This is a genomic window from Eggerthella sp. AM16-19, from assembly GCF_003474385.1.
Taxonomy (GTDB): Bacteria; Actinomycetota; Coriobacteriia; order Coriobacteriales; family Eggerthellaceae; genus Senegalimassilia.
The window spans coordinates 36,858-61,231 of the sequence record NZ_QUCY01000017.1; the positions used below are offsets into that span (position 1 = coordinate 36,858).

Consider the following 24,374-nt stretch of genomic DNA (forward strand, 5'->3'; position numbering starts at 1 on the left):
AAGTGCGGGGGCTTTTGCGGGAGCGCAAAAGCCCCTTTTCGGCGTTACGCGAGCGAGTTGCTTGCGGATGACGGGGTTCGCGATGATGCCGCCTGCGCCGTTCGAGGGCGAGGTTTGCGTTGCTGGTGCGTGAGCGATAGCGCAGGCTCAGTGTGCGACGGTTTTCTGTTCATGCAAACCTCTCTGACTGAACGGCGTGGGGGGTTCTCTACCTGCGTAAGCTTCACCGCCCAGTACCATTGTGGATGCTTGCTTAGCTGGTCCCCAACTATGCGCGTGATGATTGCTGGTTTGCGAATCGTGATCTTGGGAGGAGGCGCGGCATGCGCGAGCTTGGTTCCGTGACGTTTCGGGCGTTCGATACCGTGTGCGCCGTGTCGGCCGACGTTGATGCGGCAGCGTTGCGCGAGATCGAGGCGCTTTGCGCGCGATATGAGCTGTTGCTGAGTCGCTTCAATCCGGAAAGCCGCCTGTCCGCGCTCAACGCCGCAGCGGGCGAGTGGGTAGATGTGGGCAACGAGCTTGCCGCCGTTTTGCGTGTTGCTCTGGGATATTGCGAGCGCACGGACGGGCTGTTCGACATCACCATGGGAGATGTGTGCCGCCTATGGGATTTCAAGCGCGGCGTTGTGCCTGATGATGCTGCCATTGCCGAGGCGCTTGCGCACGTCGATTGGCACAACGTGCAGGTTGAGGGGACGCAGGCGCGTATCATCGACCCGCAGACAACGATCGACCTTGGCGGCATGGCGAAGGGATATATCGCAGATAGGGTGATTGACCTGCTGAAACACTGTGGCGCAACCAGCGGCGTGATCAACCTGGGCGGCAACGTGGCATGCTTGGGCAGCAAACCCGATGGCAGCGCATGGAACGTAGGCCTGCGCGCGCCCGTCCCTTCGGGCGGCAGCTTGCAAGCTGCATCGTTCGCCAGCGTTCCCGTACGCGGGAAGTCGGTAGTGACCAGCGGCGTCTACGAGCGGTCCTTCGTGCGCGATGGTCGTGTGCTCCACCACATCCTGGACCCCCGAACAGGCAAACCGGCGGAAACGGATGTGCTGTCCGCAACCGTCATAGCCGACAAGTCGCTCGACGCCGACGGCTACACCACCGCGCTCATCATCATGGGCGCCGAGCAGGCCCTAACCTTCGCCGAGCAAAGCCCCGGCATAGAAGCCATCCTCCTAACCACCAACGCCCGCCTGCTAAAAACTACTGGCATAACCACCAAAGGCGCAAGGCTGCGAGTTGGGTAGGTATGTATGCATGGAAGTACACAGAGGTGCTGCTATGAACGCGAGAAATGCGATGCAGCTCTTCCCAAATATAAAAAATGCGGGAGGACACCCCCCGCTACTTGGAGGAAACATCAAGTGATGTCTCCGATATCTTTTTACCATGCCAGCCGCGTTCTTGTCTAGGCTGTTTCGAAGATTCACGAGTGCCGCATTCAATCGTGGAGGGCAGCGTAGCTTGTAAGCCCTAGGCGTTTCGTTCGTGTCGTAGCCCTTCTCTGATTGATTCGAACACTTCATCGTGTTGGTATCTCAGGGATGCTTCCTCGGCTTGCGCGTCGGCGGCATCAAGTGCTTCCTCGACGTTGCCGTTTTCTACTTCGGCAATCACCTCTTCGTAGCCTTTTAGCGCTGCGAAGGGCATGAACTGGCTGCCACGGTCGGGCGAGGGGAACGATACGCGCACGCCGTCGGCCGCTATGCGTTGCGCTATGCGGTCGAGCACCTGCGCGCGGTATTCGCGCTCGTCGGCCGACAGTCCCGGCCACGCGTCTGGCGTGGGCAGGCCGGCGGCTATGCGTGCCTGATCAGGGCTAAGCACGATGCCCGCCTACCTGGTTGTTGCGCTCCATGGCGTTCGCCTCCTCCTTCAAGCTTGTGGCTTTCAGCAGCGCGTTCGCGCCGAAGCGCTTGCGCACATCCACCATGGCCCGCGACAAGGCGGCTTGCTTGCGCTCGTTCGCGGCGTCGTCGAACAGCGTGGGCTGCACCTTATCGACGGGCATCAGGTCCGCCAGCGCTATGTTCACGCGACGGATGGAAAGCCCCGGCGTTACGCGGGCGCGGTAGATTTCCAACACGGCGTCGGTCAGCGCGTCCGCGGCGTTGGTAGGCTTGGGCAGCTTCGCCGACCCGCCCGCGCCGGCGGCCGCGGCGCCGAGCGGCCCACACTTCTCCCACGATTGGTGGGGGAAGTTGCTGGCCGAATACCCCACGTACACGCTTACCAACTGGGCGCATAGGCCTTTCTCCACCAGCTCGAGCGCGCTGCCCAGCACCATCTCGCGCAGCAGCGTTTCCACCTCGCGGCAGCTGTAGTCGCGCATGAGCACCTGCCCATTGGTCAGCGAATGGGCGCGCGGGCGGTAGCTGCGCGCCTGCTCGACGGTGCACGCCTCCAGGCCCCACGCGTGGTCGATAAGGTATTCGGCGTTTTTGCCGAACTCGCGGCGCAGCACCTTGGGGTTGACGGCGCAAACCCCCGCAAGGTCGTACGCGCCGTGCTTGGCCAGGCGGCGGGCGATGCCCGGCCCGATGCCCCAGATGTCGGTGATCGGGCGGTGGAACCAGATCTCGCGCTTGAACGACTCGTCGTCAAGCTGGCCGATGTCGTCGCTGGCGTGCTTCGCGCAAATGTCGAGCGCCACCTTCGCTTGGAACATGTTCGGTCCGATGCCGGCCGTGGCGGTGACGTCCGAAACCTCGAAGGCGCGGCGCATCAGGCGTTTTGCGAACGTACGCGCGTCGGTGCGGTAGAGGCGCAGGTAGGGCGCGGCGTCGATGAAGCACTCGTCGATGGAGTACACCTGCAGGTCCTGTGGGCTGACAAGCTCAAGGTAGCTGCCCACGATTTCGCCGCTGACCTGCATGTATCGTTTCATGCGGGGGACAGCGGTCAGGTACTCGATGCCCGGCGGGATGTCGCGCACGCGGCAGCGGTTGCGCACGCCGGCGGCCTTCATGGCCGGCGTGATGGCAAGGCAGATGGTGTTTGCGGAACGGTCGGGGTCGGCCACCACCAGGTTGGTGGTGAACGGGTCAAGGCCGCGATCGGCGCATTCCACGCTGGCGTAGAACGACTTCAAGTCGATGCATATAACGCAACCCGAGGTTTTACGCAAATCCGTCACCCGCCAATCCTTTCCGTTTCTCCATCGTTTGTTCGCTAGCAATTATCGAACGCGCGTTCGATAATACCATAGCGATGGATTTTATGACGAAAGACGGCGAAAGACGAGGCGTGCACAAAATGTACGTCAACGTCGTGCTGCACGTGAACGATGAAGGGCGTATCGACCTGCTGGCGGTCATATGGCCTGATGGGCGCACGTTCCGGATCGACGAGGTGCTCTACCGCGGAGAGCCGGGGCAAATGCAGAAGGGGGCGAAAACGTCGCGCTTCCGCATCCGTTTCGGGCGGAAGGAAACCAATCTGTACCTGGAGCGCCGCCAAGGTTCGCCGGCGTTCGGCACCCCCGACGCCGACCGCTGGTGGGTCAACGCCATCGACAACACCCCGACTAAGCCTAGCTGTTAGGGGGACGGGGGTGTGCTTGCGGCGGGGTGACCGGCAGCCCGCGGCGCACGGCGCAGGAGGTGAAACGAGATGCTTTTAGCAGCAGGGCAACCGGTATCCTATAGTGTGTGGTCGCCGCGGGGCGGCGGCTTCGGCGGGAGGTCGGGCTCTACTCAAGCAGCCAGTCGATCACGTTGCGCTTCTTCACGCCGTCGTAATCGGCGGTTCCGAAGATCGTGTCAAGAGTGAGCAGGATTTTGGGGTAGTTGTCGCGCACCGCCGCGAACGGCGCAAGCTCCCGCTTCAGCGTGGACTCCTCAAGCGTCGTCGCCGAAACCTGGAAGTACTGCGTATCATCGGGTTTGATGGCAACGAAGTCGATCTCGCCGTTTTCGATATCGCCGACGTACACGTCATATCCTCGACGGAGCAGCTCCAAATACACGACGTTTTCCAGGATGTGCCCGATATCGCTGTCGCTTGTTTTCACCAACGCATTGCGTAACCCCAGGTCAACAGCATAGTATTTGCAATTCGTGGAAAGAAGCTGCCTTCCTTTGACGTTGTAACGAGGTGCCGCGTACAGCGTCAGGCTGTCGGTGAGCCCCTTGATGTACTTCGACACGGTTTTCTGATCGACCTTGTTGCCCGAAGACGTCAACGTATCGGCGATCTTCTTGTGTGACACCTTACTGCCTATGTTATGCAGCAAAAACTTCGTGATATTGAGAAGCGTCGACACGTCGGAAACGTGCAGCCTGTCCACCACGTCGCGCACGATGATGGTGTCGTAAAGGCTGCGCACATATTCCTTCGCCTTTCGCTCATCGATCTGCGTTTCGGCGGTAAACGGAAACGAGCCCGAGGTGATGTACTCGTTGAACAGCATATCGCGGCTCTTTTCGGCATTGCCCTCCGCCGAGCAAAACTCCTTGAACGACAGCGGCAACATCTTGAGCTCGATATAACGGCCGGAAAGAAGCGTGGCAAGCTCGCCCGACATAAAATAGGCGTTTGACCCCGTGACATAGACGTCGACGTCGTCCTTTATGAACAGCCCGTCGACCGCTTTCTCGTAGTGATCGACATGCTGGATTTCGTCAAGGAACACGTAGGTTGTTTTACCGGGCGCCAGCCTTGCGTTTACGTAATCGTAGAGTTCCCGATAAGACGTTAGGTCCTCGTATTCAAGCTCTTCGAAGTTGATGGCGATGATTTGGTCCGCCGTAACGCCGTGCTGCATAAGGTGATTGCGGTAGATCTCGAAGAGCTTCGACTTGCCGCAGCGGCGCACGCCCGACACGACCTTGATGACATGCTTGTCTTTCCAGGAAAGCAACCACTCAAGATATCGATCCCTAGCAATAAGCTGCATGCCTCACGCCCCCTTGTTGCCGATTCGCCTCATATTTCGCATTTGGCGATAGCTGATATATGGATTATAGTCCGCAGAATGTGACATTTCCCGTGAAAATGGATTTCAATCCATTTTCATCGGGGATTCCGGCATTTTATGGAATGTACTCCATTTCTATAGCTTCACTACGGCATTACAAGCGCCGCGATAGGGGACGGAGCGCAAAAGCGCGAAAACGAAAGCGGGCCGAAGGGAGAGCGCCCCTCGACCCGCGAGTATTTAGACGAGCTTGTGACTATGCGCGTTCGTCTTCGGTTTCCGCATGGGCGGTGGCGAAAGCGGCTGCTCCAACTGCCGCTGCAGCGGCTACGGCTGCAGCGCCCGCCTTCAAGGCGCCGTCATCGCCGGTTGGAGCAAAGGGCTTGGGGTCGCTCGCGTCGTTCGCCGGCGGCTGCGGTTCGGGCTGCTCGGGCTCGGGCTTCGGCGTGGGGTCGGGGTCAGTGTCTGGATCGGGATCAGGTCCAACCTGCGTCGCGATGCGCCCCTGACCTGTGGCATTCGCATATTGCTGCCCGATAACGCCGCGTAGGTTCAGCTGCACGTATTCCATAAGGGCATCGTTGTCCAAACCCAGCAGCGTGACCGGATTCTTGCACAGCATGCTGTAAGAACCGCCGCCTTCCACCAGGTAGTACGAGTGGCACACCAGCGTATATGCCGCCTGCGGGTCGATGGCCTTGCCGTGCAGCTTCGCTCTGCGCACGCGGCGCTTGAAGGGATTCACGTTGATGAGGTCGCCCTTCGTCACGTTGCCGCGGTTCAGGTTCGCGCGAACGCCGCCGCCGTTGACGAACGCGATGTCGGCCATGACGCCCGCGTTCGTCGCATAATAAAGGTATGCGTCGCACACGAAGTCGCCAAGGTTCGTTTCGTGCGCCCGCACGGCCCAGGTGTAATCGTCGTCCTCGAACGCATACAGGTCCACCTCGGATTTGCCGATCACGGTTCCCGTTTGAGCCTCGACGTCCGCAACCTTCTTGTTGATGGCATCCTGCACGTTGGCATCGCGCCCGAACGTCGCCTCCTGCACGTATGCGGGATCGCCGCTTTTGCGGGCCTCGCGCAAAAGCGTGGCCTCGAAGGCGGGCGTGCTGGCGGAGATGGTGCCGCTGTTCGGATTGATAACGACCTGACCCACGCTGGAGAACTGCGTGCCCGTTTGCGTGATGATGACGTTTTTGCCCTCGGTATCTTGCATGACCTGCACATATTCCTGGTGCGAATGGCCATCGATGATCACGTCGATACCGCGGCAGCGCTTCGCCAACGCGTCGGAGCGCCAGATGTCGGGCGACCCGTCCTGGCCAAGGTGCGCCAGCAGCACAACGTAATCGGCGCCCGCCGCGCGTGCCTGATCCACGGCGTTTTGCACTGCCGCGGCAAGCGCCGCGCCGGTGTCGTCCTCGCAAAAGCCGTACACGCATGTATGGTCGTCATCGCTTCGCCAGAACGATTTCGGCGACGACGCCGTCAGCGTCGCCGGCGTGGTAACCCCCACGAACGCCACGCGCGCAGTGCTGCCGTCGGCAAGCGGATAGTCCTGGATGGCGTACGGAGCGAACATAAGCGTGGGCACTTCGGGGCGCTTGTCGGTGAAGTTGCAGCTCAGGTATGTGGCGTTCGCGCTTCCCACCAGATGGTTGAACTGCGGCATCCCGTAGTCGAACTCGTGGTTTCCGGGAATCACGTAGTCGTAGCCCGTTGCGTTCATGATGTCGACGAGCGCCTGACCCTGCGTCAGCGTGCCCATGACGTTGCCCTGCACGGCGTCGCCAGCATCCACAAGCGTGACGTTCCCGCTGCCGAAAACGCCTTTGCGATCGGCAACGTAGCTTGCCAGCGCCGAATAGCGCTTAGATGAACTTGCCCTTGCCGTGGTCGGCCATGTGCTGGATCAGCTGCGCGACCCAGCCGCGGAAGTCGCCCTTGCGGGGGACCAGCTTGCCGTCCACCAGCTCCTCGTAGGAGACCTTGATGCGGTCGTAGCGGGTGACCGTGACGGGCTCCTCGTGGGTGAAGCAGCCTTCGACCTGCTTGCTTGCAGCCAGGCCCAGCTTGATGACGGGGTTGAACATGACGTGCTGCTTGTCCTTCTCGTCAACATAGGCGAACAGGTTGTGCGTCACGCCGATTTGGTTGGCGTGTAGGCAGGCGGCCTCGTCGAGCGACGCCATGGTGTCCAGCAGATCCTGCGCCACCTGGGCATCCTCGGCCGTTGCCTTCTCGCAGGGAGTGGACAGCACCGCTTCGTCGTGGACCAGTTCCTTGATAGCCATAAGACTTCCTCCGCTTCGACGCCGGCACAAGACGCGTGCGCATGCATGTGCACCTGCGGATACGCACGCATGCACGGGTACGCATGCATTTCCGCATGCACGCTTGCATGCACCTGCCGACGTATTGCTCTACAATCGCTTTCGATATTCTATCGTATACGCCGCCACACATCGGGGAAGGTTTAATTTACATGGCGAAAACGAAAGCGAAGCAGCCCAACAAGCAAACAGCAGATGCCAGCCAGCCAACGGGTAGGCAGCCGCTTGCTGAGCAGCCAGTAGGCGCACGGCGCCGCGTCTTCTGGATCGGCATCGTCTGCGCGCTTGCTGGCGCCGGGCTGTGGGGTGTGTCGGGCGCGTGCGCCCAGCATTTGTTCTCGCATTACGGCATCACGCCCATGTTCGCCACGGCCGTGCGCTCGTTCGTGGCCACGCTGTTCTTCTTCGGCGTGCTAGTGCTGCGCCGCCGCTATATGCTCGAGCTGATATGGAGAAGCGAGCCGCGCGTGAAGCTGTTCTTCCTGGTGTTCGGCGGCGCGCTGTTCGTCGACCAGTTCGCGTACGCCATGACCATCGCGTTCACCAACGCCGGCACCGCCACCGTGCTGCAGATGCTCAGCACGGTGTTCGTCATGCTGTTCACGTGCGTGATGGGGCGACATTTGCCGAAGGGAAACGAGTTTGTGGGCCTGATTTGCGCTTTCGTGGCCACGGTGCTTATCGCCACGCAGGGCGACCTGGGCACGCTGGTGTTGCCGGCAGCCGGCCTGTTCTGGGGCCTTTTGAACGCCGTATGCGTTGCTATTTACGTGCTGACCCCGCGCGCTGCGGGCTTGTTCGACCGCTTCGGTAGTTTTGCTGCCACGAGCGTCGGCATGCTGGTGACGTGCGTGTGCTCGGGAATCGCGTACGCCGTGCAGCTTGCCATGGGTGCGGGCGCTCCCGAAGCGGTTGCGAACATGGACGCATTCGGCTGGCTGGTGCTCATCGGAGGCCTGGCGTTTTTGGGGACGTTCGTGTCGTTCGGGCTGTACTTGCGCGGCGTGGCGTTCGTGGGTTCGGTCACCGGAAGTTTGCTGGGCGCCGTCGAGCCGATCAGCGCCAGCGTGTGCGCCTGCGTGTTCCTGGGCACGGCGTTCTCCGGCTTCGATTGGGCAGGATTGGTGCTCATGCTGGTCATGCTGGCGCTCGTCACGTTGGGCGGGAAGCCAAGATAACATAAGATATATTATCGATAATATATGGGTTGCGATATTGCTGCGTCAGGCAGCGCTATCGTCATCCTGCATGCCAATGACGTTTGCTACGTCAGAAAAGTTCTTCGCCGGTTTCGAAGGGTTTTCTCGCGTGGTCCCACATGAGAAACCCTGAGTTTCCCTGATTCGCTTGCTGCGGCGGTTAGCGCGAATCAAAAGTCGTTTCGAATCCGCGCTGCATCAACAACCTAAAGGCTTTACGTCGTAAAACGTACTGGCCGGGTTCCTTCGCCGTCAGTTTGCCTCGGTTGTCGAAAACGATGGCTGTTTTGGGATGTTTTCGTAGAGTTTCGGGTACAATGCGCGATTGTGCCTTATGGCGCCTCAATTGCAGCAACATGCGCACGCACCTGCTGCACAGGAAGGGTTTTTGAGTTAGAGAGGGATCACATGTCCAAGATCAACGACCTTGAGCAAGAGGTCAAAGCAGACGTTAAGGAGGCTACGGAAGCGGTTTCCGCCAAAAACGCCGACAAGCCGTGGTTCAAGCGTCTTTCCCTTACCACGTGGATTTTCATTGCGTTGGCCTTGGGCGTCGTGGCCGGCCTTGCCCTGCAGGGCACCCCTGATATCGCCACCACCTATATCAAGCCCCTGGGCACCATCTTCCTGAACCTTATCAAGATGATCGTGGTGCCGCTGGTCATCTTCTCGATGATCGCCGGCGTCATCAGTCTGTCCGATATCAAGAAGGTCGGCGCCATCGGCGGCAAGACCATCGCGTACTACCTGTGCACCACCGCATGCGCCATCGTCATCGGCCTGATCATCGCGAACGTGTTCAACGTTGGCGGCGGCTACACCCTTACCGCCGACGAGCTTTCGTATGAGGCCAAGGCCGCGCCTTCTTTCATCGAGACCATCGTCAACATCTTCCCCAGCAACTTCGTGCAGCCCATGTCCGACGCCAGCATGCTGCAGATCATCGTGATCGCGCTGTTCTTCGGCTTCGGCATCCTGGCCGCCGGCAAGAAGGCGCAGCCCGTCGCCGACTTCGTCAACGGCATGTCCGAGGTGTGCATCAAGATCATGCACATGATCATCACCATCGCGCCGTTCGGTGTGTTCGGCCTGATCACCCCTGTAGTTGCAACCAACGGTCCCGACATCTTGCTGCCGCTGCTCAAGCTCATCCTGGTGGCCTACCTGGCCATGATCCTGCATATGGTGCTGGTGTACTCCGGCATGGTGAAGGCCATCGCGAAGATGGGCCCGCTGACGTTCTTCAAGGGCCAGGTCCGCGCCATGACGTTCGCCTTCGCGTCTGCGTCTTCCGTGGGCACGCTGCCCATTAACATGGAGTGCTCCGAGAAGCTGGGCGTGCGCCGCGAGGTTTCCAGCTTCGTGCTGCCGCTGGGCGCCACCATCAACATGGACGGCACCGCCATCTACCAGGGTGTTTGCGCCATCTTCATCGCCCAGGTGTTCGGCATCGACCTGACTATCGGCCAGCAGTGCGTCATTATCATGACCGCCGTGCTGTCCTCCATCGGCACCGCCGGCGTCCCCGGCTCCGGCATGATTATGCTGGCCATGGTGCTGCAGTCCGTCGGCCTGCCCGTCGAGGGCATCGCGCTGGTTGCAGGCGTCGACCGCGTGCTCGACATGATGCGCACCGTCGTCAACATCACCGGCGACCAGTCCGCTGCCGTGTGCGTGGACTCCCTGGAGAAGCGCAAGGAGGCTCGTCAGGCCGCCAAGGCTGCGTAAACTGCGCGCCGCGACAAACGATCGAACCTTTCGGGGTGGTTGCAAATGTTCTTGCAGCCACCCCGTTTCTTTTATGGTATCATAGAACACATGTTCTGCATAAGGCCGATATCAACACCCTTTGTCGGGCAAGTTGGTTTCGACCAGAAGGGAGACAAGCAGGTCGCATCGATCGTGGCCGCCGTATCGCTATCGGCGTTCGGCATGCACGGGCTTGCGGTATTCCTCGTTCAACGGCGTTGTGCGCAACGGTTAACTCGTTTATCAAGCACTTCTAGCGGGTCTCGTTCAGCGCGTCGAGCAATTCCTGCTTGGAGTGGATGCAAAGCTTCGAGTACGCATTGCGCGTATAGCTTTTCACGGTGTTTTCCGATAGGTGAAGTTCTTGGCTGATGAACGCCTTGCTGCGTCCTTGCGCCAAGTACCAGACCATGTCGGTTTCCCGATCGGTCAAATCGAAACGCGCCTGCAGCGCCGAGCAGCGAGTCCGCAGGCTATCCTCGAACGTTGCGCCTTCAGTGTCACGGGCATCTTGCTCGTTCGGCATTTCCCCGGACGCAGCAGCAACCGATGTCACCTGCGTTTCCCCAGCATCGCATTGCGCAGGTGCAGCTTCCGCCACCACGGTGCGCTCCAAAGCGCCCTTGCGCGCATCGGGCGTGCCGAAGGTGGCGAAGAATCGCCGCGCTTTCGGCTGGCTGCCCCGCAGCATCACGGCCATGCTCAGCGCAAGCAGGCATACCAGCGCGGCAATGACGAGCATCGATTGCCCTAGTTGGGGCCCAAGCAGGAAAACCAGATAGCGGCCAGCTTCGCGCGGAAGCAAATGGGCCGCCCAAACGGCGGCGAGCACCAGATACGACGGAATGGAGCTATGGCGGCAATAATCATATACGCCATACCACAGCAGCCCGATCATGAACGTATTCGATACGGTGATGAGCATCGCCCCGAATTGCGCCTGGTCAAGGGACACAATAAGCAAAACGCCGATAACCATAAGAGCGACCTCGAGCCACCACATCGCCCCGAAGCTCAAGCCGCGGCCGCGCACGAGCACCCACCAGATGACGCCAGCGCACAGTACGGCCACGGTGATCTGGTGAGTTAGTTGGAACGAAGGCGCCAAAACGATGGAAGTGCCCTCCGGGAATCCGCGCGCCACGCCAAGTGCGAAATCAAGCAGCGCAACGGCGATAAGAATGCGCAGAGGAAGCGTGTTGCTCTCGTGGTCGTACACGCAGTCGCGCTTCGGTTCGGGGATGACGTCTTGCCGTGCATCAAGCATGTCCATAGCCTGTTTGAACAGCACGAACGACAGAGTCGGCATGAACAAGCCGATGGAGAACACGGCAGGTAGCGGCAGGAACCCCAGGACGAATCCCAAAACCGCGCTGATTCCCAGGCATGCGAACGAGTAGATGAGCGCCTCGCCCTCGTCCAAGCGGTCGAAGAACGTGATCCACATGCCGCCGCCCCATACAATGCCCAATCCCGCAAGCATGGATGCGGGAATACCGAGCGGCAACGTTGGATACTCTATTTGCACAAGCAAAAGCGCGGGCGCCAACGTCATTGCCGTCATCGATAGCGCGTCAAGAGCCCGTCGGGCGCGCCCGTTCAGCGGGATACGGGAGAACATGAGCATGAGGATGAAGATGAAGGCGACGCGCGTCATGTTGCCGATAATGGTGACGGCGCCTGAATCGGTTGCCGTATATCGATCATACAGGCAGCATTGCGTCCATACGCGAATGGCTATCAAGCCCAAGAAGCAGGCGGCGAACCTGGGCCCATACGTGGACCTGAACTTCTGCCAGCTTGTCGTATGCACGCGCCGCGCGGCCATGGAAATCTCGTCGTTCATGCGCCCCTCCCTCTTTCAAGCGCACAATTATAGCAAGCTTGCTCATCGAATCGGCGCAAGCGCATTGCTTTATATGCGATGCGGGTAGTCGGTTCCCAACGTTTCCCATCCCCGAAGCAAAGCCTCGTGCGAACCCCGCAACGTCACCCGCCCGATTACGTGCAAAAGCCGGAAGCGCGATTGCACGCTTCCGGCTTTCTCATAGGTGCTAAACGCCCTCTTTACGCGAACACGTAAGCGCACGCGGTTTCCTGCGCCTGACGGCCGTTGACGTTGATGTCGCACACGGCGTTGCCACCCAAACGGTTGCCGCCGTGGATGCCGCCGGTAACCTCGCCAGCGGCGAACAGGCCCGGGATCGCGTTGCCGTCGGCGTCGAGCACCTCGGCCGCGGCGTTCACGCGCAGGCCGCCCATGCAATGGTGCACGCCCGGCGCGACGGGAAGCGCGTAGTACGGCGCCTTCTCCAGGGGGTTCAGGCTCTTCGTGCGCCCCATGGGGTCGTCCACGCCGTTGGCGATGTTGTCGTTGTACGACGTCACCGTGTTCACGAACGCATCGACCGGCACGCCCATCTTCTGCGCCAGCTCCTCGAAAGTGTTGGCCACGTGGATGAGCCCGCGCGAGACGAACTTCTCCTCAACCGACAGGTTGTTGTCGTGCACCGACTGGTCGAACACGGCGAACGCTCCGCGCCCGGGCTGCGCCCATTCCGCTTCCGACACGCGGTCGCGCGTGAGCAGCTCGTTGGTGAAGCGCACGCCGTCGGTGTTCACCAAAATGGCGCCGTCGCCGCGGATGTTCTCGGACAGCAGCGTCGCGGTGGTCTGCTCGACGGTGGGGTGCACCTGGATCTGGTCGATATCCACGGTATCGGCGCCCACGGCCTGGGAGAACAGGATGCCGTCGCCCTGCGTACCCGGCTGGTTGGTGGTCACAGCTTCGCGAAGCTCGGGGCGGTACTGCGCCAGCATCTCGCTGTTGGCGCCGAAGCCGCCCGTTGCCACGATGAGTGCACGGCAACGATACTCGATGGGCAGGCCGTTGGGGTCGGTGGCGCGGACTCCCGCCACCTTGCCGTCATCCATGACGATTTCCTCGACCTTCGTGTTGCACACAGCCGACACGCCGCGCTGGCGGCATTGCTCGGTCATGCCCTTCACGATGTACTTGCCAACGGCTTCGCCCGATTCGGGGCGATGGATACGCTTGACCGACGCACCGCCCGACGTGCCCAATTTCGACAGCGTGATGCCCATGGAATCAAGCCAGTCGATGGCGTCGCTCGACCCGGCGCACATGTGACGGATGAGCTCCATGTTGCCCTTCTCATGACCGCCCGCGTAGGTATCGGAGGACATGAGGTCGACGCTGTCTTCGATGCCGGCTGCCTTCTGGAACTTCGTGCAGCATGCGTTCATGCCGCCCTCAGCGAAGCAGGTGTTGCCGCCCGCTACCGGCATCTTCTCCAAAAGCAGCACTTTTGCGCCCTGGTCGCACGCGCCCACGGCCGCAGCCATGCCCGCGCCGCCCGCGCCCACCACGACGATGTCGTACTCGCCGCCGTCGATGGTGTTCTGCGCGGCCTCCGCCTCAAGCGTTCGCGGGGTGCCGCAACCCGTCAGGCCCATCGCCATCGCGCCCATGCCGAAGGTCAGCGCGCCCGTGAGGAAACCACGACGGGAAACATCGTTGCCCTTGACGTCCATAATCGTTCCCCTTCCCTATTTCTTCTCGCGATACGGGATGCTGTCCCAGCCCTCGGGCACATCTTCGGCAGCCTGATAATGGCACTCCGAGCAGGTGATGACGGACTGGCTGTGCATCTTGTGGCAGTCGCCGCAGTCGGTGACGCCGTGCTCGCTGAAGTCATGCGGATTCCAGGCCATCCACTCGGTCTTCTTCTCAAGCTTGTCAAGGTCCATGTTGTGGCACGATTCGTTAAGGCAGAACTCCTGAGTGGCGAACTCGCCGCTGCGGCTCACCAGATGCTGCGTGTCCTCGTCGAACGTGTAGTCGCCGGTTACCCAGTGCATACCCTCGACCACCTGCTCGTCGATCTTGGGTTCGTGACACGTCAGGCAGTCCTTGCCCGCCTTCATGTGCGCGTTGGCAAGCATGGTGCCATCAGTGTTGTAGTAGCTTTCCACATACGCGTTCATGGGCGTGTGGCAGATGCTGTTGCAGAAGCTGGGCTGGTTATGCCAAACCGCGAACCCCCCTACCGCCGCAACCGCCACGGCTGCGACCACGCACACTGTGGCAATGGTGCGATTGCGCTTGTTCTGCGACAACTTGCCCGTGTGCTCGCTTTCGCTCATAACATCCTCCTGTTCCTTCTTTGCTTCCCATTCGCCGCCGAGAAGCGGCTTTCGACAAGCAAGATCGTAGGAGGAAACCCTTTGAAGCTGCACATCCGAAAAGGGTGGTTTAAGCCTGTGACCAGGGTGGTTTTCGAAGGGTGTGCGAAGTGCCGCTACTTCCCCATCATGCTGAGCAGGGCTTCCAACTCGCGTTGCACGGCGTGCTCGGTGTTGGGGCCGATTACCTTGGTGGAGATCTCCTTGATAGCGGAGCGGCCGTTGCCCATCGCGATGCTCGTGCCCACCATGCGCATGATCTCGTAATCGTTCATGGAGTCGCCGAACGCCACCACTTCCTCGGCGCGGGCATGCCGTGCTTCCATCACCTGCTTGATGCCTGTGGCCTTGCTCACGCCGCGCTGCATGACGTCGATCCATTTGCGGCCGGACGGTGCGAACACGAAGTCCTCACCCATCTCGCGCTCCAGGATGTAGGCCATATCCATGACGGCGTCATCCACGTAGATCGATGCCTTGATGATGCTGGTGTCGGGGCGCGGCAGGTCGCGCACACGCAGCGGGTTCGGAAGATTCTTGTCCAGCTCGCGCTCGAAGCGTTCCTCGTCGTCGAGCAAATAGGAGATCTTGCGGTCGAACACCACCAGATGCAGGCCGTCGAACAGGTCGGTCACATTCTTGAGCCTGCGCAGCGCGGCATGGCTGAATACCTCGCGGTCGACAAGCTGACCCGCAACCACCACCTGCGCGCCGTTGGAGGCGACAAAGTCCATTTCGCTGCTCACGGGGGCGAACAGCTCCTGCAGCGTGTCGAAGCGCCTGCCCGAGGACGCCACAAAGCCGATGCCCGCGGTTTTCAGTCGCTTGATAAGATCGAACGTCTCAGGCGGCACATTGCCTTCGCCGTCCAGAAGCGTGCCGTCCATATCCGATGCGACAAGCTTGATCATGTTGCCTCCTTTGCCGTGGCGCCCCACGCGCCGCGCGTCTGTTCCATATCCTTCGCTTCGCCGCCATTGTACGGTGCGTTTCGCGGGCGAAAACGCCGGACATGAAACCTGCGCAGGATGCTTACCGGCCGTTGACAGGACGTTGAGGGGCTGTTGATGGAGGCGCTACTCGCACTCCGGGAACACGCACGCCAGGCGACGCACCGTTTCCGATAGCCGTTCCGGCTCGATGCCGGCGTAGTTCAGCACTAGCGCGGTTTCGCCGTTCGAGTACTGCTCAAAACGCTTCGTTGTGCGCTCACTCAACCCGTCGCTATCGCGCAGCAGGTAATCGTTGAACAGCGAGATGTTGAGCCCCTGCTCCGCGCCGCGCTGTCTGACCTGGTCGTGCGTAAGCCTCGTGCGCACGACCAGCAAGAAGTGCGTGCCCGCGTTGCGCTCCTCAACATGCGAGATCTCCGCCAGCGGCGATTGCGCGATCTCGCGCAAAACCGCCTCACGTTGGCGGCGATAGAAGTTTCGCGTGCGGTTGATGTGCCGCTCAAGATGACCCTCTTCGATGAAGCGCGCCAGCGCGTACTGCTCGAAGCTGGAAACCGTGCACGAGTAGAAGCTCATGGTGTCCACGTAGCATGCCAGCAGCTTCGGCGGCAGCACCATGTAGCTGATGCGCAGGCTGGGCACCATGGTTTTCGAGAAGGCGTTCAGGTAAATCACCTTGTCGGATGCGTCGTCGGCGAACAGCGGCATAATCAGGCAGCCGCTGTAGCGGAACTCGCTGTCGTAATCGTCCTCGATGATGTAGCGTTTGCGCGCGCGGTTCGCCCACTCGAACAGTTCCAGGCGCCGCTTGATGGGCATGACGATGCCCGTGGGGAAATGGTTTGCCGGCGAAACGTGCACCACGTCGGCGCCCGATTCCTCAAGCTCGTCCACCAGCAGGCCCGATTCGTCGATGGGGACCGGCCGCCAGGGGTTACCGAACGCCTTGGAGATAGCGGCGAACTTGCGATAGCCAGGGTTTTCCATGGCGAACGTGGTGGTGGGCCCGAGCATTTGCAGCAGTCGGCCGTACAAGTATTCGCTGCCCGCGCCGATGATGATGCAGTCGGGCGAAACGTCCATGCCGCGCGTGCGCCGCAGATACGACGCGATGGCGCGGCGCAGCTCGGGCAGGCCGTTGAACGGGATCGACCGCAGCAGGTTGTCGCTAGGAAGCGAAAGCGCCTCGCGCATATAGCGCCCCCACACTGTAGCCGGGAACAACGATACGCTGGTACGGTTAGCTTTCAGGTCGACGAAGTATTCCGGGTCGCGGGCCCGCTCGATAGCGTGCGGGGTTTCGGCGGCGGGGGCGTCGCTAGCGGTGTCGGCGGAGCTCCTGGCGGTTTCGCGGTGTCTGCTGTTGAGTCCTGCCGAAGCGTCATCGAATCTCGCATCCTGGGCGCCGTGCGCAGCAAAAACGCCTGCTGCTGCATCCTGCGCACCGCATTCGGCGCCGACGCTCGTTCCATCTTCGCTACTCGAATCTTTGACCTGGGGTGTAACCGGTTTACACCGGAACTCTGAGACGTCCTCCACGAAATAGCCGCGGCGTTGTTCGGTGCGCACGAACCCTTCCGTGATCAGCTGGTCGTATGCCGCTGTGACCGTTGCAACGCCGATATCGAGATGCTGGGCAAGGTTGCGTTTGGACGGCAGCTTCGTCCCGCAGGGGATTCGGCCGCGCGCGATGTCCTCGCGAATGGACTGGTATAGAAATTCGTAAAGCGAACTGGTGCCGCGCGAGCGCAAATCGTACGTAAGCATACCTGCCTGCTGAGATGCCGACATGGGCTGATCCTTTCGCGTACGGCCGCAAAAGCGCGTTTTTCGGTGCGTTTGCAGCGGGAACGGCCGGTTTGAGCGTTTGAACGAACCGATGCAACTGGTCTATCTGGTACGTAAAACTATCATTGTTTTGGTTCTTTTGACCAAACCAAATAGCGATTACACTTTTGCTGCTCATTGAATCCGGCCGCAACGATTCCTTGGCTGTTGCGGCCATATGTATGTAAACCAAGGGCACACGAAGACGGGAGACGAACATGGGTTACTTCACCGGCAAAACCATCATCATCACCGGCGCGGGCTTTGCAGCGCTGAAGGACGGTTCCGCGGGCTCCATCGGGTTCGGCATCGCTACCGCCTTCGCCAAAGAGGGCGCAAACCTTGCCATCACCGGCCGTAACGTGAAGAAGCTCGAAGCCGCCAAGGAGCGTCTTGAGAGCGAGTTCGGCATCCGCGTGCTGCCCATCCAGGCCGACGTGAACGCCCAGGCTGATAACCAGGCCGTTGTGCAAGCCGCCGTCGACCAGGTTATGGCCGAGTTCGGGCGCATCGACGCGCTGGTGAACAACGCCCAGGCCTCCGCTTCCGGCGTCACCATCGCCGACCACACCACCGCCCAGTTCGATCTGGCGCTGTATTCCGGCCTGTACGCTGCCTTCTATTACATGCAGGCATGCTACCCGCACCTGAAGGAGACGAAAGGCTCCGTGGTGAACTTCGCCAGCGGCGCCGGTCTGTTCGGCAACTACGGCCAGTGCGCTTACGCCGCAGCCAAAGAAGGCATCCGCGGCTTGACGCGCGTCGCCGCCACCGAGTGGGGCCCCGACGGCATCAACGCCAACGTGGTTTGCCCGCTCGCCTGGACCGCTGCGCTCGAGAACTTCAAGGAGCAGTACCCTGAGGCCTACGAGGCCAACGTGCACATGCCTCCGATGGGCCACTACGGCAACGTCGAGACCGAGATCGGCCGTGCCGTCGTGCAGCTGTGCGGTCCCGACTTCAAGTTCATGAGCGGCGAGACCATCACACTGGAAGGCGGCATGGGCCTGCGCCCGTAACCTATTTACGATTCTATCCGGACCTCTCCAGTGGGATAAACGAAAGCGCCTCGGGCATCTGCGGTCCGAGGCGCTTTTGCGTGCTATGGCGCTTGAGGAGGAGACGGAGGTGCGTTCGAGCTTGTCAGAAAGCTGACTCTTTCCCGCCCTTTTCGCTTTCCCGGTTTCTGCCGAGGAAGCAGGGGGCGAAGGCGTGCTCGAGCAGCTCCATCGCATGAACGGGGGACGGTGAGCACCCTCTAGTTCTCAGTTCATGCGAAGGGCGTTCATCGTGCGAAAACGCAAAACTGCTGCTCTCTACTCCCCTAGCGCCTCCGCGGCCTCGAGCCATTGCTCATCGAGCTCGTCGATTTGGGCTTGAAAGTCGTTGATCTGCTGCTGGAACTTGCCAAGCGCCTCGAAATCGGACGGGTCGGCGGCTGCCATGTCGGCTTGCGCCTGCTCGATCTTGCCGCGCAGCGTGTTCGTCTTGTTCTCGCAGCTGCGCATGCGCTTCTTCAGCTCGCGGATTTCGCCGCCGGAAAGCTGCGGGCCGTCGCCGGCAGCAGCGTCCTTCGCGCTCTCGCTTGCCGCTGTGCCCTGCGGCGCCTTTGCGTGCGCAACCGGCTTCGGCGCGCGTGCCGACATCTCCAGGTACTCGTCAACACCGCGCGGCAAGTGGCGGATATGCCCATCTACCAGGGCGAATTGATGATCGGTGACGCGTTCCATCAGGAAGCGGTCGTGCGTGACCAAAAGCAGCGTGCCCGGCCATGCGTCTAACAGCTCCTCGATGGCGGCCAGCATGTCGGTGTCCATGTCGTTGCCCGGCTCGTCCAGGATGAGCACGTTGGGCTCGTCAAGCAAGATGAGCATAAGGGCCAGACGGCGCTTTTGACCGCCGGACAGGTCGCACACCGGCTCGTTAAGGTCGGCACGCGAGAAGCCCAGCTTCTCCAGCAGCTGCGCAGGCGTCATCTCCTTGCCGTCGAGCATCATGCGGCGCGTGTAGTTGCTGATCACCTGACGAACGCGATCATCGCCGAAGCGGGTGAGGTTGTCCAGATGCTGCGACAGCACCGCGAACTTCACCGTTTTACCGATCTTCACGAAGCCCGACGTGGGCGCCTGCACACCCTGGATCACCTTCAAAAGCGTGGTTTTGCCCACGCCGTTGGCGCCGACGATGCCGTAGCGGTCGCCAGGCCCGATGATCCAGTCCACACCGTCGAGCACGGGCGCGGGCTTGCCGTCGAAGCGCACCGTGACGTTCTTCAACTCCACCACCTGCTTGCCCAGGCGCGCCATGGCCATGCGCTTGAGCTCCAGCTCGTTGCGCAGCGGCGGCACGTCGGCGATCAGCTCGTGCGCGGCGTCCACGCGGAACTTCGGCTTCGTGCCGCGAGCCTTCGGGCCGCGCGCCAACCAGGCAAGCTCGCGGCGCAGGGCGTTCTGCCGCTTCTCCTCTGCCAGAGCAGCCAAACGGTCGCGCTCGACGCGCTGCAGGATGTACGCGGAGAAGCCGCCTTCGAACGGATCAACCACGCGGTCGTGCACCTCCCACATGCGCGTGCACACCTCGTCCAAAAACCAACGGTCGTGCGTGACCACCAGCAATGCGCCCTGACCGGCGCGCCAGCGGTTCTTCAGATGGTTCGCCAGCCAGGTGATGGCGCGAACGTCCAGATGGTTGGTAGGCTCGTCAAGTGCCAGGATGTCCCAGTCGCCGATGAGCAGGCGTACCAGGTCGACACGGCGGCGCTGGCCGCCGGAAAGCGTGCCCACCTTCGCATCCCAAGGGATGTCGCTGGCAAGGCCCGCGATGATGTCGCGGATGCGCGCGTCGCCGGCCCATTCGTATTCGGGGATATCGCCCACCACGGCGCGCTCGACGGTGTTGTCGTCATTCAGCTTGTCGAACTGTCCCAACACGCCTACGCGCACGGCGCCGTTGCGCAGCACGCGGCCTTCGTCGGGCTCGAGCATGCCCGCCATCACCGACAGCAGCGTTGACTTGCCGTCGCCGTTGCGGCCTACGATGCCGATGCGATCGCCCTCGTCAACGCCAAGCGACACGCTTTCGAACACCGTTTTCGTGGGGAAATCCACGCGCACTTTCTCGCAGCCCAGCATAAACGCCATAGGTACCAACTTCCTTGCATATATAAGCGCCTTGGCCGCAACCGCGCCGAAAGCGCGAACGCGACCAAGGACCTGCATCGATTCCAACGCATCATGATAACAAATGGCCAGCCAACCATCGCCCAAGCCCCAAAGCGCCCCAACTTCGCCACACCCTCCCGAACACGAAAGCACGCGTTCGCACAACCTTTGACGATGATTGGGACGCTTCCCCCGGTCTTCAAGCCAACGATTGCGACGATCTCTTGCCCAGCTCCGTTATATAACCCGATTCCCGCCCATATCCAAAACCATCAACCTCAATATCGATCTTATGTCCTGATTTTCGCCAGGACTGGTTATTTTAAGGCCTTATTTTCGCCAAAAATGGCGAAAATAAGGCCGTTTTGGTATGCCCAGCCAACCATCAGTTGCGACACGCAATGCTGCTCACCTACGACTTGGTCATCACGGCGATGGTCATCCAGGTGCGTTCGTAGGGACGGTAGTAGGTGTGGTATTCCACTAGGTTGAAGCCGTCTTTTTGGCTGAGGTCGGAAATGTCGCGCGGCAGGCTGTTGTTTTGCGCCTGGCCCAGGCAGATGAACGTGCCGTGGAAGTTGTCGAAGATGATCTCCCAGCTCATCTTGCTGACAAGCGTGGGCGAATACGCCATGTACGCACGGTCCCAGTTGCCCTTCTGCCAATCCATATAGGTTTGCGGGATGTCGGGGCACATGACCGACGTGACGCCCATGTAGCCGATATCGGTGGAAACCACCAGGGGCGACTGGCCGCCGCTCTGGTCGGCAACGCGGTTGACCGTCTCGCGGAATTGCTGGATGGGGACGTTGTTGGCCGGGTCGTAGTCGTCGCGCACCAGTAGCGCCTGATTCATCACGGAAGCCGCCAGCGTGACTGCTACCACGCCTGCCACCAGCGGTTTCGTACGCACATGCGACAGCACCGCCGCAATGGCGAACAGCAGCGGGCCGATGGCCACGAACAAGTAGCGGTAATACAAGATCATGGAGTTCATGACCATAGACGCCGTCCAAGAAATGGCGAAGACGCCGAAGTACACCACCAGCGCCGCAACCACCGGCGCAATAGGATCGGACACGAGCCACGCGTAGAAGCGCTTCAAGCGCAGGTGTTTCACGGGGTAGGCGGCCGCTGTCGCGCTCGCGGCTCCGCCCGCACGCTGCGCCTTCGCCGTCGCGATCTGCTGCTTGCGCGCTGCGCGATGCAGCCCGATGCGCCATGCGGCCCAGCGGGCGGCCCACGCGATCAAGAACGCCAGCACCACCGCGGCGGCATAACCGATGCCCTGCACGAGCACCTGCGGCACCACACCGTAGCTGCCGCGCGCCGCAAACGACAAGGGGCTCGTCAAAAACGCGTACGTGACCAGCTCGATATAGGTGGTCGGGAACACGATCTTCGCCCAGTAGGTGCCACCTACCACGCCCATCTGGCTGGTCACGGCGGTGACGATCCACGGCAGGTACAGCGCTACCTGGGCAACGCAGCCGATGATCAGCACGCGCAGCGGTGCGCCCGCGCGAACTGCCTGCTCAGACAGCAGATTGGGGCCGCCTTTGCGATGCCGCCAGGCACGCGCGCCAAGGGCGAACAGCAGCACGACGTTGATCATGAACGCCGACATGGCGCCGAAATAATGCAGATACGCGCACGCCAAGCTGGACGCAAAGCATGTGATCCACCAACGTCGCGGCGTGCCCGCCCAGCATTTCAGCCCCCGGGCGGCATCCGCGATGCGCGCCGGCGGCGTCGCCAACTGCGTGCCGATGATGCGCATGGCATAGATGAAGCACAGCATCACGGCGAACGTGGCCCACGAGTACATGCGGATCTCAACGGCCATCAGCGAGATATAAGGCGTGAACAGGGCGAAGAAGCTGAACAGCACGCCGGTCGCCCAGCCGGCGTCGCGGCGCACATGGGTGTAGCCCAGCACCGCCATGGCGATGGCGCCCGCCACGGTGAACAGGCGATATATGGTGATGTTCTGCCCGAACACCAGGTTCAACACGTGTAGCGCCCAATAAATCAGCACGGGATGCACGTCTCCGGAGCTGTAATACCAGATGTCGGCGAAGCTGTGGTTTGCGATTCCCACCGAGTAGCTTTCGTCGAACCACACGTTGCCATGGAACGCGTCGGCGAACAGGAAGGCGGCACCTGCGACAAGCAGGAGGATATGAAACGCGCTTGATGATAAACGTACGTGCGCGCCGCGTGAGAGCTTCATGTTGTTTGCCTTCGCCTAGAAACCTGTCATAATGCGCTGCTAGTCTAACATTGCATGCACAAGCGGGAATAACCTGCGTAGAAAAACCCAGGGGCTACCCTAGGGATTTCATAACCGCGGGTAGATAAGGTAAGAGGGGCGAACATGAGCGTCACGTTCCATGCGGACGATTACGGCATCACCGAACAGCAGGCCGCCGAAATCCTCAAGCTGTCGCAGGTTTGCGGCGGCCAGGGCGCGCTGTCGTCGGTCAGCATCTTCGCGAACAGCCCGGCTTTCGAGGCGGCCGCCGAGATGGCGCGGCCTTACGTGGAGTCCGGCAAGCTTGCCATGGCGCTGCACCTCAACCTGGTCGAAGGCCGTCCGTGCGCCCCGGTTACGGAAGTTCCCCTGCTGGTTAACCAGCGCGGCACGTTCGCCAACGATTTCGTCGGCCTTCTGAAACTGTCGATGGGCGCGCAGCGCTGGGCGTTCCGCCAGCAGCTCCAGCGCGAGTGCGTCGCGCAGATCCAGCGTTACCTGACCGCGTTTCACCAGATGAAACGCACGATGCGCGTGGATAGCCACCAACATACGCATGCGGTTCCTGCCGTGTTCGACGCGCTTTCCCAGGCTATGGCGGAGCTGGGGGTCACGGTCACGCACCTGCGTTGCCCCATCGAGCCTCTGGGCCCGCACCGCACAGCCGGCAGCAACATGCCTCCTGTCAACCTGGCGAAGGATGCGCTCATCACGTGGCTGTGGCGCAAGAACCGCGGCAAAATGCCAGCAGGCTGCGAGGTTCCGTTGTTCTGCGGTGTGGTGCTCTCGGGCGCTATGGACACGGTGGATTGGCCGCTTCTGGATGCGTTCGAAAGTCTGGCTGCCGACCGCGGCAAGAACGTCCAGGTGCTGTTCCACCCGGTCAGCGTGCCAATCGAGCAATGCCTCGACCCGGAAAATGCCCCCTTCGCCGCCGCCTGCGCATCCGAGGCCCGCAACCGCGAAGCCGAACGCCTGCGCTACCTGGCCGAAACCCGCTAAACGGCATGCGGGCCGCGGCGGCCATGTCGCGCAGGTACGGTGCTCGGCGCGGTGGCAGCCGTCCCGCAGCCCGCGGGACGGCTGCTGCACCATTACAGTCTGAGATAAGCCATCGATGAACTTCGGTGGCGATCATTCGACGCATGGCCTACAGTTTGGCCAAGCCCCGAGGAGCCGGGGGGTGTTGCCACCGGAGGCGCTCGCCGCTCCGAGCGACTGATAGGAAACTGCCGGGCCCGGGGGCCACGGCCAGGTAATGCGGGCACCGAGGGGGAGGCCTTCCGATCGGCCTGACGATTGGAGGATACCGCCATGGCACCACCCACCGGGCAAAGAATCGTCATAGGGCTCGACGTCGGGAAATCGGCGCACTGGGCGTGCGTCGTCACGCGCGAGGGCGAGCTCCTGGCAAGCGGGCCCATTCCCAACAGGGAGAACGCCATCGACGGGCTCTACGACCAACACCCGGGCGCGCTGGTCGTTTGGGTCGCGGCGGCGAGATTCGCGTCCAGGAGGTGTACGATAGGCTCAGCCGAAGACCGCGCAGGCGACGAGGGCGATCTTGCTAGCAGGGACAAAGGCAGCGACGCAGGTCGCGGTCCCGCCAACGGACGAATCCCGCCTAAGGGGAACGATCGGTCGGCTAGCCCATGATCTGGGCAAGGTCGGCTTCGGGGGTGGATATGGGGCGGATGCCGTAGTTGTCCACCAGCACCTGCAGCACGCCGGGGCTCACGAACGCCGGAAGCGTGGGGCCCAG

19 protein-coding genes are annotated in these 24,374 nt (G+C 61.4%); 7 read left to right on the top strand and 12 right to left on the bottom strand.

Annotated features, from left to right (window positions below; genetic code table 11):
- Positions 1-323: 323 nt before the first annotated feature.
- Entirely contained in the window at positions 324-1,256 is a 933-nt protein-coding gene (locus DW178_RS07670; protein ID WP_118350415.1) for an FAD:protein FMN transferase, read from the top strand.
- Between the two features lie 226 nt (positions 1,257-1,482).
- Here DW178_RS07670 and DW178_RS07675 read toward each other — a convergent pair whose 3' ends face one another.
- Positions 1,483-1,836: a hypothetical protein gene (locus tag DW178_RS07675; RefSeq protein WP_118350416.1), complete on the bottom strand. Its 354-nt coding sequence runs from the start codon at positions 1,834-1,836 to the stop codon at positions 1,483-1,485.
- Complete coding sequence (locus DW178_RS07680; RefSeq protein ID WP_286168597.1) at positions 1,829-3,145, bottom strand: Y-family DNA polymerase; 1,317 nt, start codon at positions 3,143-3,145, stop codon at positions 1,829-1,831. Before DW178_RS07680 ends, DW178_RS07675 begins: the two co-directional genes overlap by 8 nt.
- Positions 3,146-3,264: 119 nt before the next feature.
- On the opposite strand from DW178_RS07680, the gene DW178_RS07685 reads away from it, so the two are divergent.
- Positions 3,265-3,552, top strand: coding sequence for a hypothetical protein (locus DW178_RS07685; RefSeq protein ID WP_158574111.1), 288 nt, complete (start codon positions 3,265-3,267; stop codon positions 3,550-3,552).
- A gap of 148 nt (positions 3,553-3,700) precedes the next feature.
- Here DW178_RS07685 and DW178_RS07690 read toward each other — a convergent pair whose 3' ends face one another.
- From DW178_RS07690 to DW178_RS07700, 3 genes are all read right to left on the bottom strand, one after another.
- Entirely contained in the window at positions 3,701-4,906 is a 1,206-nt protein-coding gene (locus DW178_RS07690; RefSeq protein ID WP_118350418.1) for an ATP-binding protein, read from the bottom strand.
- Between the two features lie 277 nt (positions 4,907-5,183).
- The gene (locus DW178_RS07695) at positions 5,184-6,788 is read right to left on the bottom strand and encodes a bifunctional metallophosphatase/5'-nucleotidase (RefSeq protein WP_353653293.1); all 1,605 of its coding nucleotides are present in this window, start codon (positions 6,786-6,788) and stop codon (positions 5,184-5,186) included.
- Between the two features lie 13 nt (positions 6,789-6,801).
- Positions 6,802-7,224 (bottom strand): peptide deformylase, encoded by a 423-nt coding sequence (locus DW178_RS07700; RefSeq protein WP_042435881.1) that lies wholly within the window; start codon positions 7,222-7,224, stop codon positions 6,802-6,804.
- Between the two features lie 191 nt (positions 7,225-7,415).
- Between DW178_RS07700 and DW178_RS07705 the strand changes: the two genes are divergently transcribed.
- Both DW178_RS07705 and DW178_RS07710 read left to right on the top strand, forming a co-directional pair.
- Positions 7,416-8,441 (top strand): EamA family transporter, encoded by a 1,026-nt coding sequence (locus DW178_RS07705; RefSeq protein WP_118350420.1) that lies wholly within the window; start codon positions 7,416-7,418, stop codon positions 8,439-8,441.
- A gap of 429 nt (positions 8,442-8,870) precedes the next feature.
- Entirely contained in the window at positions 8,871-10,190 is a 1,320-nt protein-coding gene (locus tag DW178_RS07710) for a dicarboxylate/amino acid:cation symporter (protein ID WP_118350421.1), read from the top strand.
- A gap of 274 nt (positions 10,191-10,464) precedes the next feature.
- Here DW178_RS07710 and DW178_RS07715 read toward each other — a convergent pair whose 3' ends face one another.
- From DW178_RS07715 to pdxR, 5 genes are all read right to left on the bottom strand, one after another.
- Positions 10,465-12,057 (bottom strand): helix-turn-helix transcriptional regulator, encoded by a 1,593-nt coding sequence (locus DW178_RS07715; RefSeq protein ID WP_118350422.1) that lies wholly within the window; start codon positions 12,055-12,057, stop codon positions 10,465-10,467.
- Positions 12,058-12,278: 221 nt separating this feature from the next.
- Positions 12,279-13,766 carry a flavocytochrome c gene (locus DW178_RS07720; RefSeq protein WP_118350423.1) on the bottom strand — a complete coding sequence of 496 codons (1,488 nt, stop codon included), beginning with the start codon at positions 13,764-13,766 and terminating at the stop codon, positions 12,279-12,281.
- 15 nt (positions 13,767-13,781) lie between these two features.
- Complete coding sequence (locus DW178_RS07725) at positions 13,782-14,378, bottom strand: cytochrome c3 family protein (RefSeq protein WP_118350424.1); 597 nt, start codon at positions 14,376-14,378, stop codon at positions 13,782-13,784.
- Between the two features lie 155 nt (positions 14,379-14,533).
- Complete coding sequence (locus tag DW178_RS07730; RefSeq protein WP_118350425.1) at positions 14,534-15,328, bottom strand: HAD family hydrolase; 795 nt, start codon at positions 15,326-15,328, stop codon at positions 14,534-14,536.
- Between the two features lie 165 nt (positions 15,329-15,493).
- Positions 15,494-17,161 carry a MocR-like pyridoxine biosynthesis transcription factor PdxR gene (gene pdxR, locus DW178_RS07735; protein WP_118350426.1) on the bottom strand — a complete coding sequence of 556 codons (1,668 nt, stop codon included), beginning with the start codon at positions 17,159-17,161 and terminating at the stop codon, positions 15,494-15,496.
- A 254-nt stretch (positions 17,162-17,415) separates the two neighbouring features.
- Here pdxR and DW178_RS07740 point away from each other — a divergent pair, with 254 nt between their 5' ends.
- The gene (locus tag DW178_RS07740) at positions 17,416-18,216 is read left to right on the top strand and encodes an SDR family NAD(P)-dependent oxidoreductase (protein WP_118350427.1); all 801 of its coding nucleotides are present in this window, start codon (positions 17,416-17,418) and stop codon (positions 18,214-18,216) included.
- Between the two features lie 297 nt (positions 18,217-18,513).
- Here the strand turns inward: DW178_RS07740 and DW178_RS07745 are convergent, their stop codons facing one another.
- Complete coding sequence (locus tag DW178_RS07745; protein WP_118350428.1) at positions 18,514-20,337, bottom strand: ABC-F family ATP-binding cassette domain-containing protein; 1,824 nt, start codon at positions 20,335-20,337, stop codon at positions 18,514-18,516.
- Between the two features lie 433 nt (positions 20,338-20,770).
- Positions 20,771-22,591 carry a glycosyltransferase family protein gene (locus tag DW178_RS07750; protein WP_118350429.1) on the bottom strand — a complete coding sequence of 607 codons (1,821 nt, stop codon included), beginning with the start codon at positions 22,589-22,591 and terminating at the stop codon, positions 20,771-20,773.
- A 144-nt stretch (positions 22,592-22,735) separates the two neighbouring features.
- On the opposite strand from DW178_RS07750, the gene DW178_RS07755 reads away from it, so the two are divergent.
- Together DW178_RS07755 and DW178_RS11655 are read left to right on the top strand one after the other, a co-directional pair.
- Positions 22,736-23,614 carry a ChbG/HpnK family deacetylase gene (locus tag DW178_RS07755; protein ID WP_118350430.1) on the top strand — a complete coding sequence of 293 codons (879 nt, stop codon included), beginning with the start codon at positions 22,736-22,738 and terminating at the stop codon, positions 23,612-23,614.
- Between the two features lie 312 nt (positions 23,615-23,926).
- A complete protein-coding gene (locus DW178_RS11655) occupies positions 23,927-24,268 on the top strand; it encodes an IS110 family transposase (protein WP_118350431.1) in 342 nt (113 codons plus the stop codon).
- Positions 24,269-24,374: the final 106 nt, after the last annotated feature.

Coding starts and splice junctions, on each gene's coding strand:
- DW178_RS07685 (WP_158574111.1), top strand. CDS start 3,265: ATGTACGTCAACGTCGTGCTGCACGTGAACGATGAAGGGCGTATCGAC.
- DW178_RS07700 (WP_042435881.1), bottom strand. CDS start 7,224: ATGGCTATCAAGGAACTGGTCCACGACGAAGCGGTGCTGTCCACTCCC.
- DW178_RS07670 (WP_118350415.1), top strand. CDS start 324: ATGCGCGAGCTTGGTTCCGTGACGTTTCGGGCGTTCGATACCGTGTGC.
- DW178_RS07725 (WP_118350424.1), bottom strand. CDS start 14,378: ATGAGCGAAAGCGAGCACACGGGCAAGTTGTCGCAGAACAAGCGCAAT.
- DW178_RS07750 (WP_118350429.1), bottom strand. CDS start 22,591: ATGAAGCTCTCACGCGGCGCGCACGTACGTTTATCATCAAGCGCGTTT.
- DW178_RS11655 (WP_118350431.1), top strand. CDS start 23,927: ATGGCACCACCCACCGGGCAAAGAATCGTCATAGGGCTCGACGTCGGG.
- DW178_RS07745 (WP_118350428.1), bottom strand. CDS start 20,337: ATGGCGTTTATGCTGGGCTGCGAGAAAGTGCGCGTGGATTTCCCCACG.
- pdxR (WP_118350426.1), bottom strand. CDS start 17,161: ATGTCGGCATCTCAGCAGGCAGGTATGCTTACGTACGATTTGCGCTCG.
- DW178_RS07690 (WP_118350418.1), bottom strand. CDS start 4,906: ATGCAGCTTATTGCTAGGGATCGATATCTTGAGTGGTTGCTTTCCTGG.
- DW178_RS07705 (WP_118350420.1), top strand. CDS start 7,416: ATGGCGAAAACGAAAGCGAAGCAGCCCAACAAGCAAACAGCAGATGCC.
- DW178_RS07755 (WP_118350430.1), top strand. CDS start 22,736: ATGAGCGTCACGTTCCATGCGGACGATTACGGCATCACCGAACAGCAG.
- DW178_RS07710 (WP_118350421.1), top strand. CDS start 8,871: ATGTCCAAGATCAACGACCTTGAGCAAGAGGTCAAAGCAGACGTTAAG.
- DW178_RS07740 (WP_118350427.1), top strand. CDS start 17,416: ATGGGTTACTTCACCGGCAAAACCATCATCATCACCGGCGCGGGCTTT.
- DW178_RS07720 (WP_118350423.1), bottom strand. CDS start 13,766: ATGGACGTCAAGGGCAACGATGTTTCCCGTCGTGGTTTCCTCACGGGC.
- DW178_RS07730 (WP_118350425.1), bottom strand. CDS start 15,328: ATGATCAAGCTTGTCGCATCGGATATGGACGGCACGCTTCTGGACGGC.
- DW178_RS07715 (WP_118350422.1), bottom strand. CDS start 12,057: ATGAACGACGAGATTTCCATGGCCGCGCGGCGCGTGCATACGACAAGC.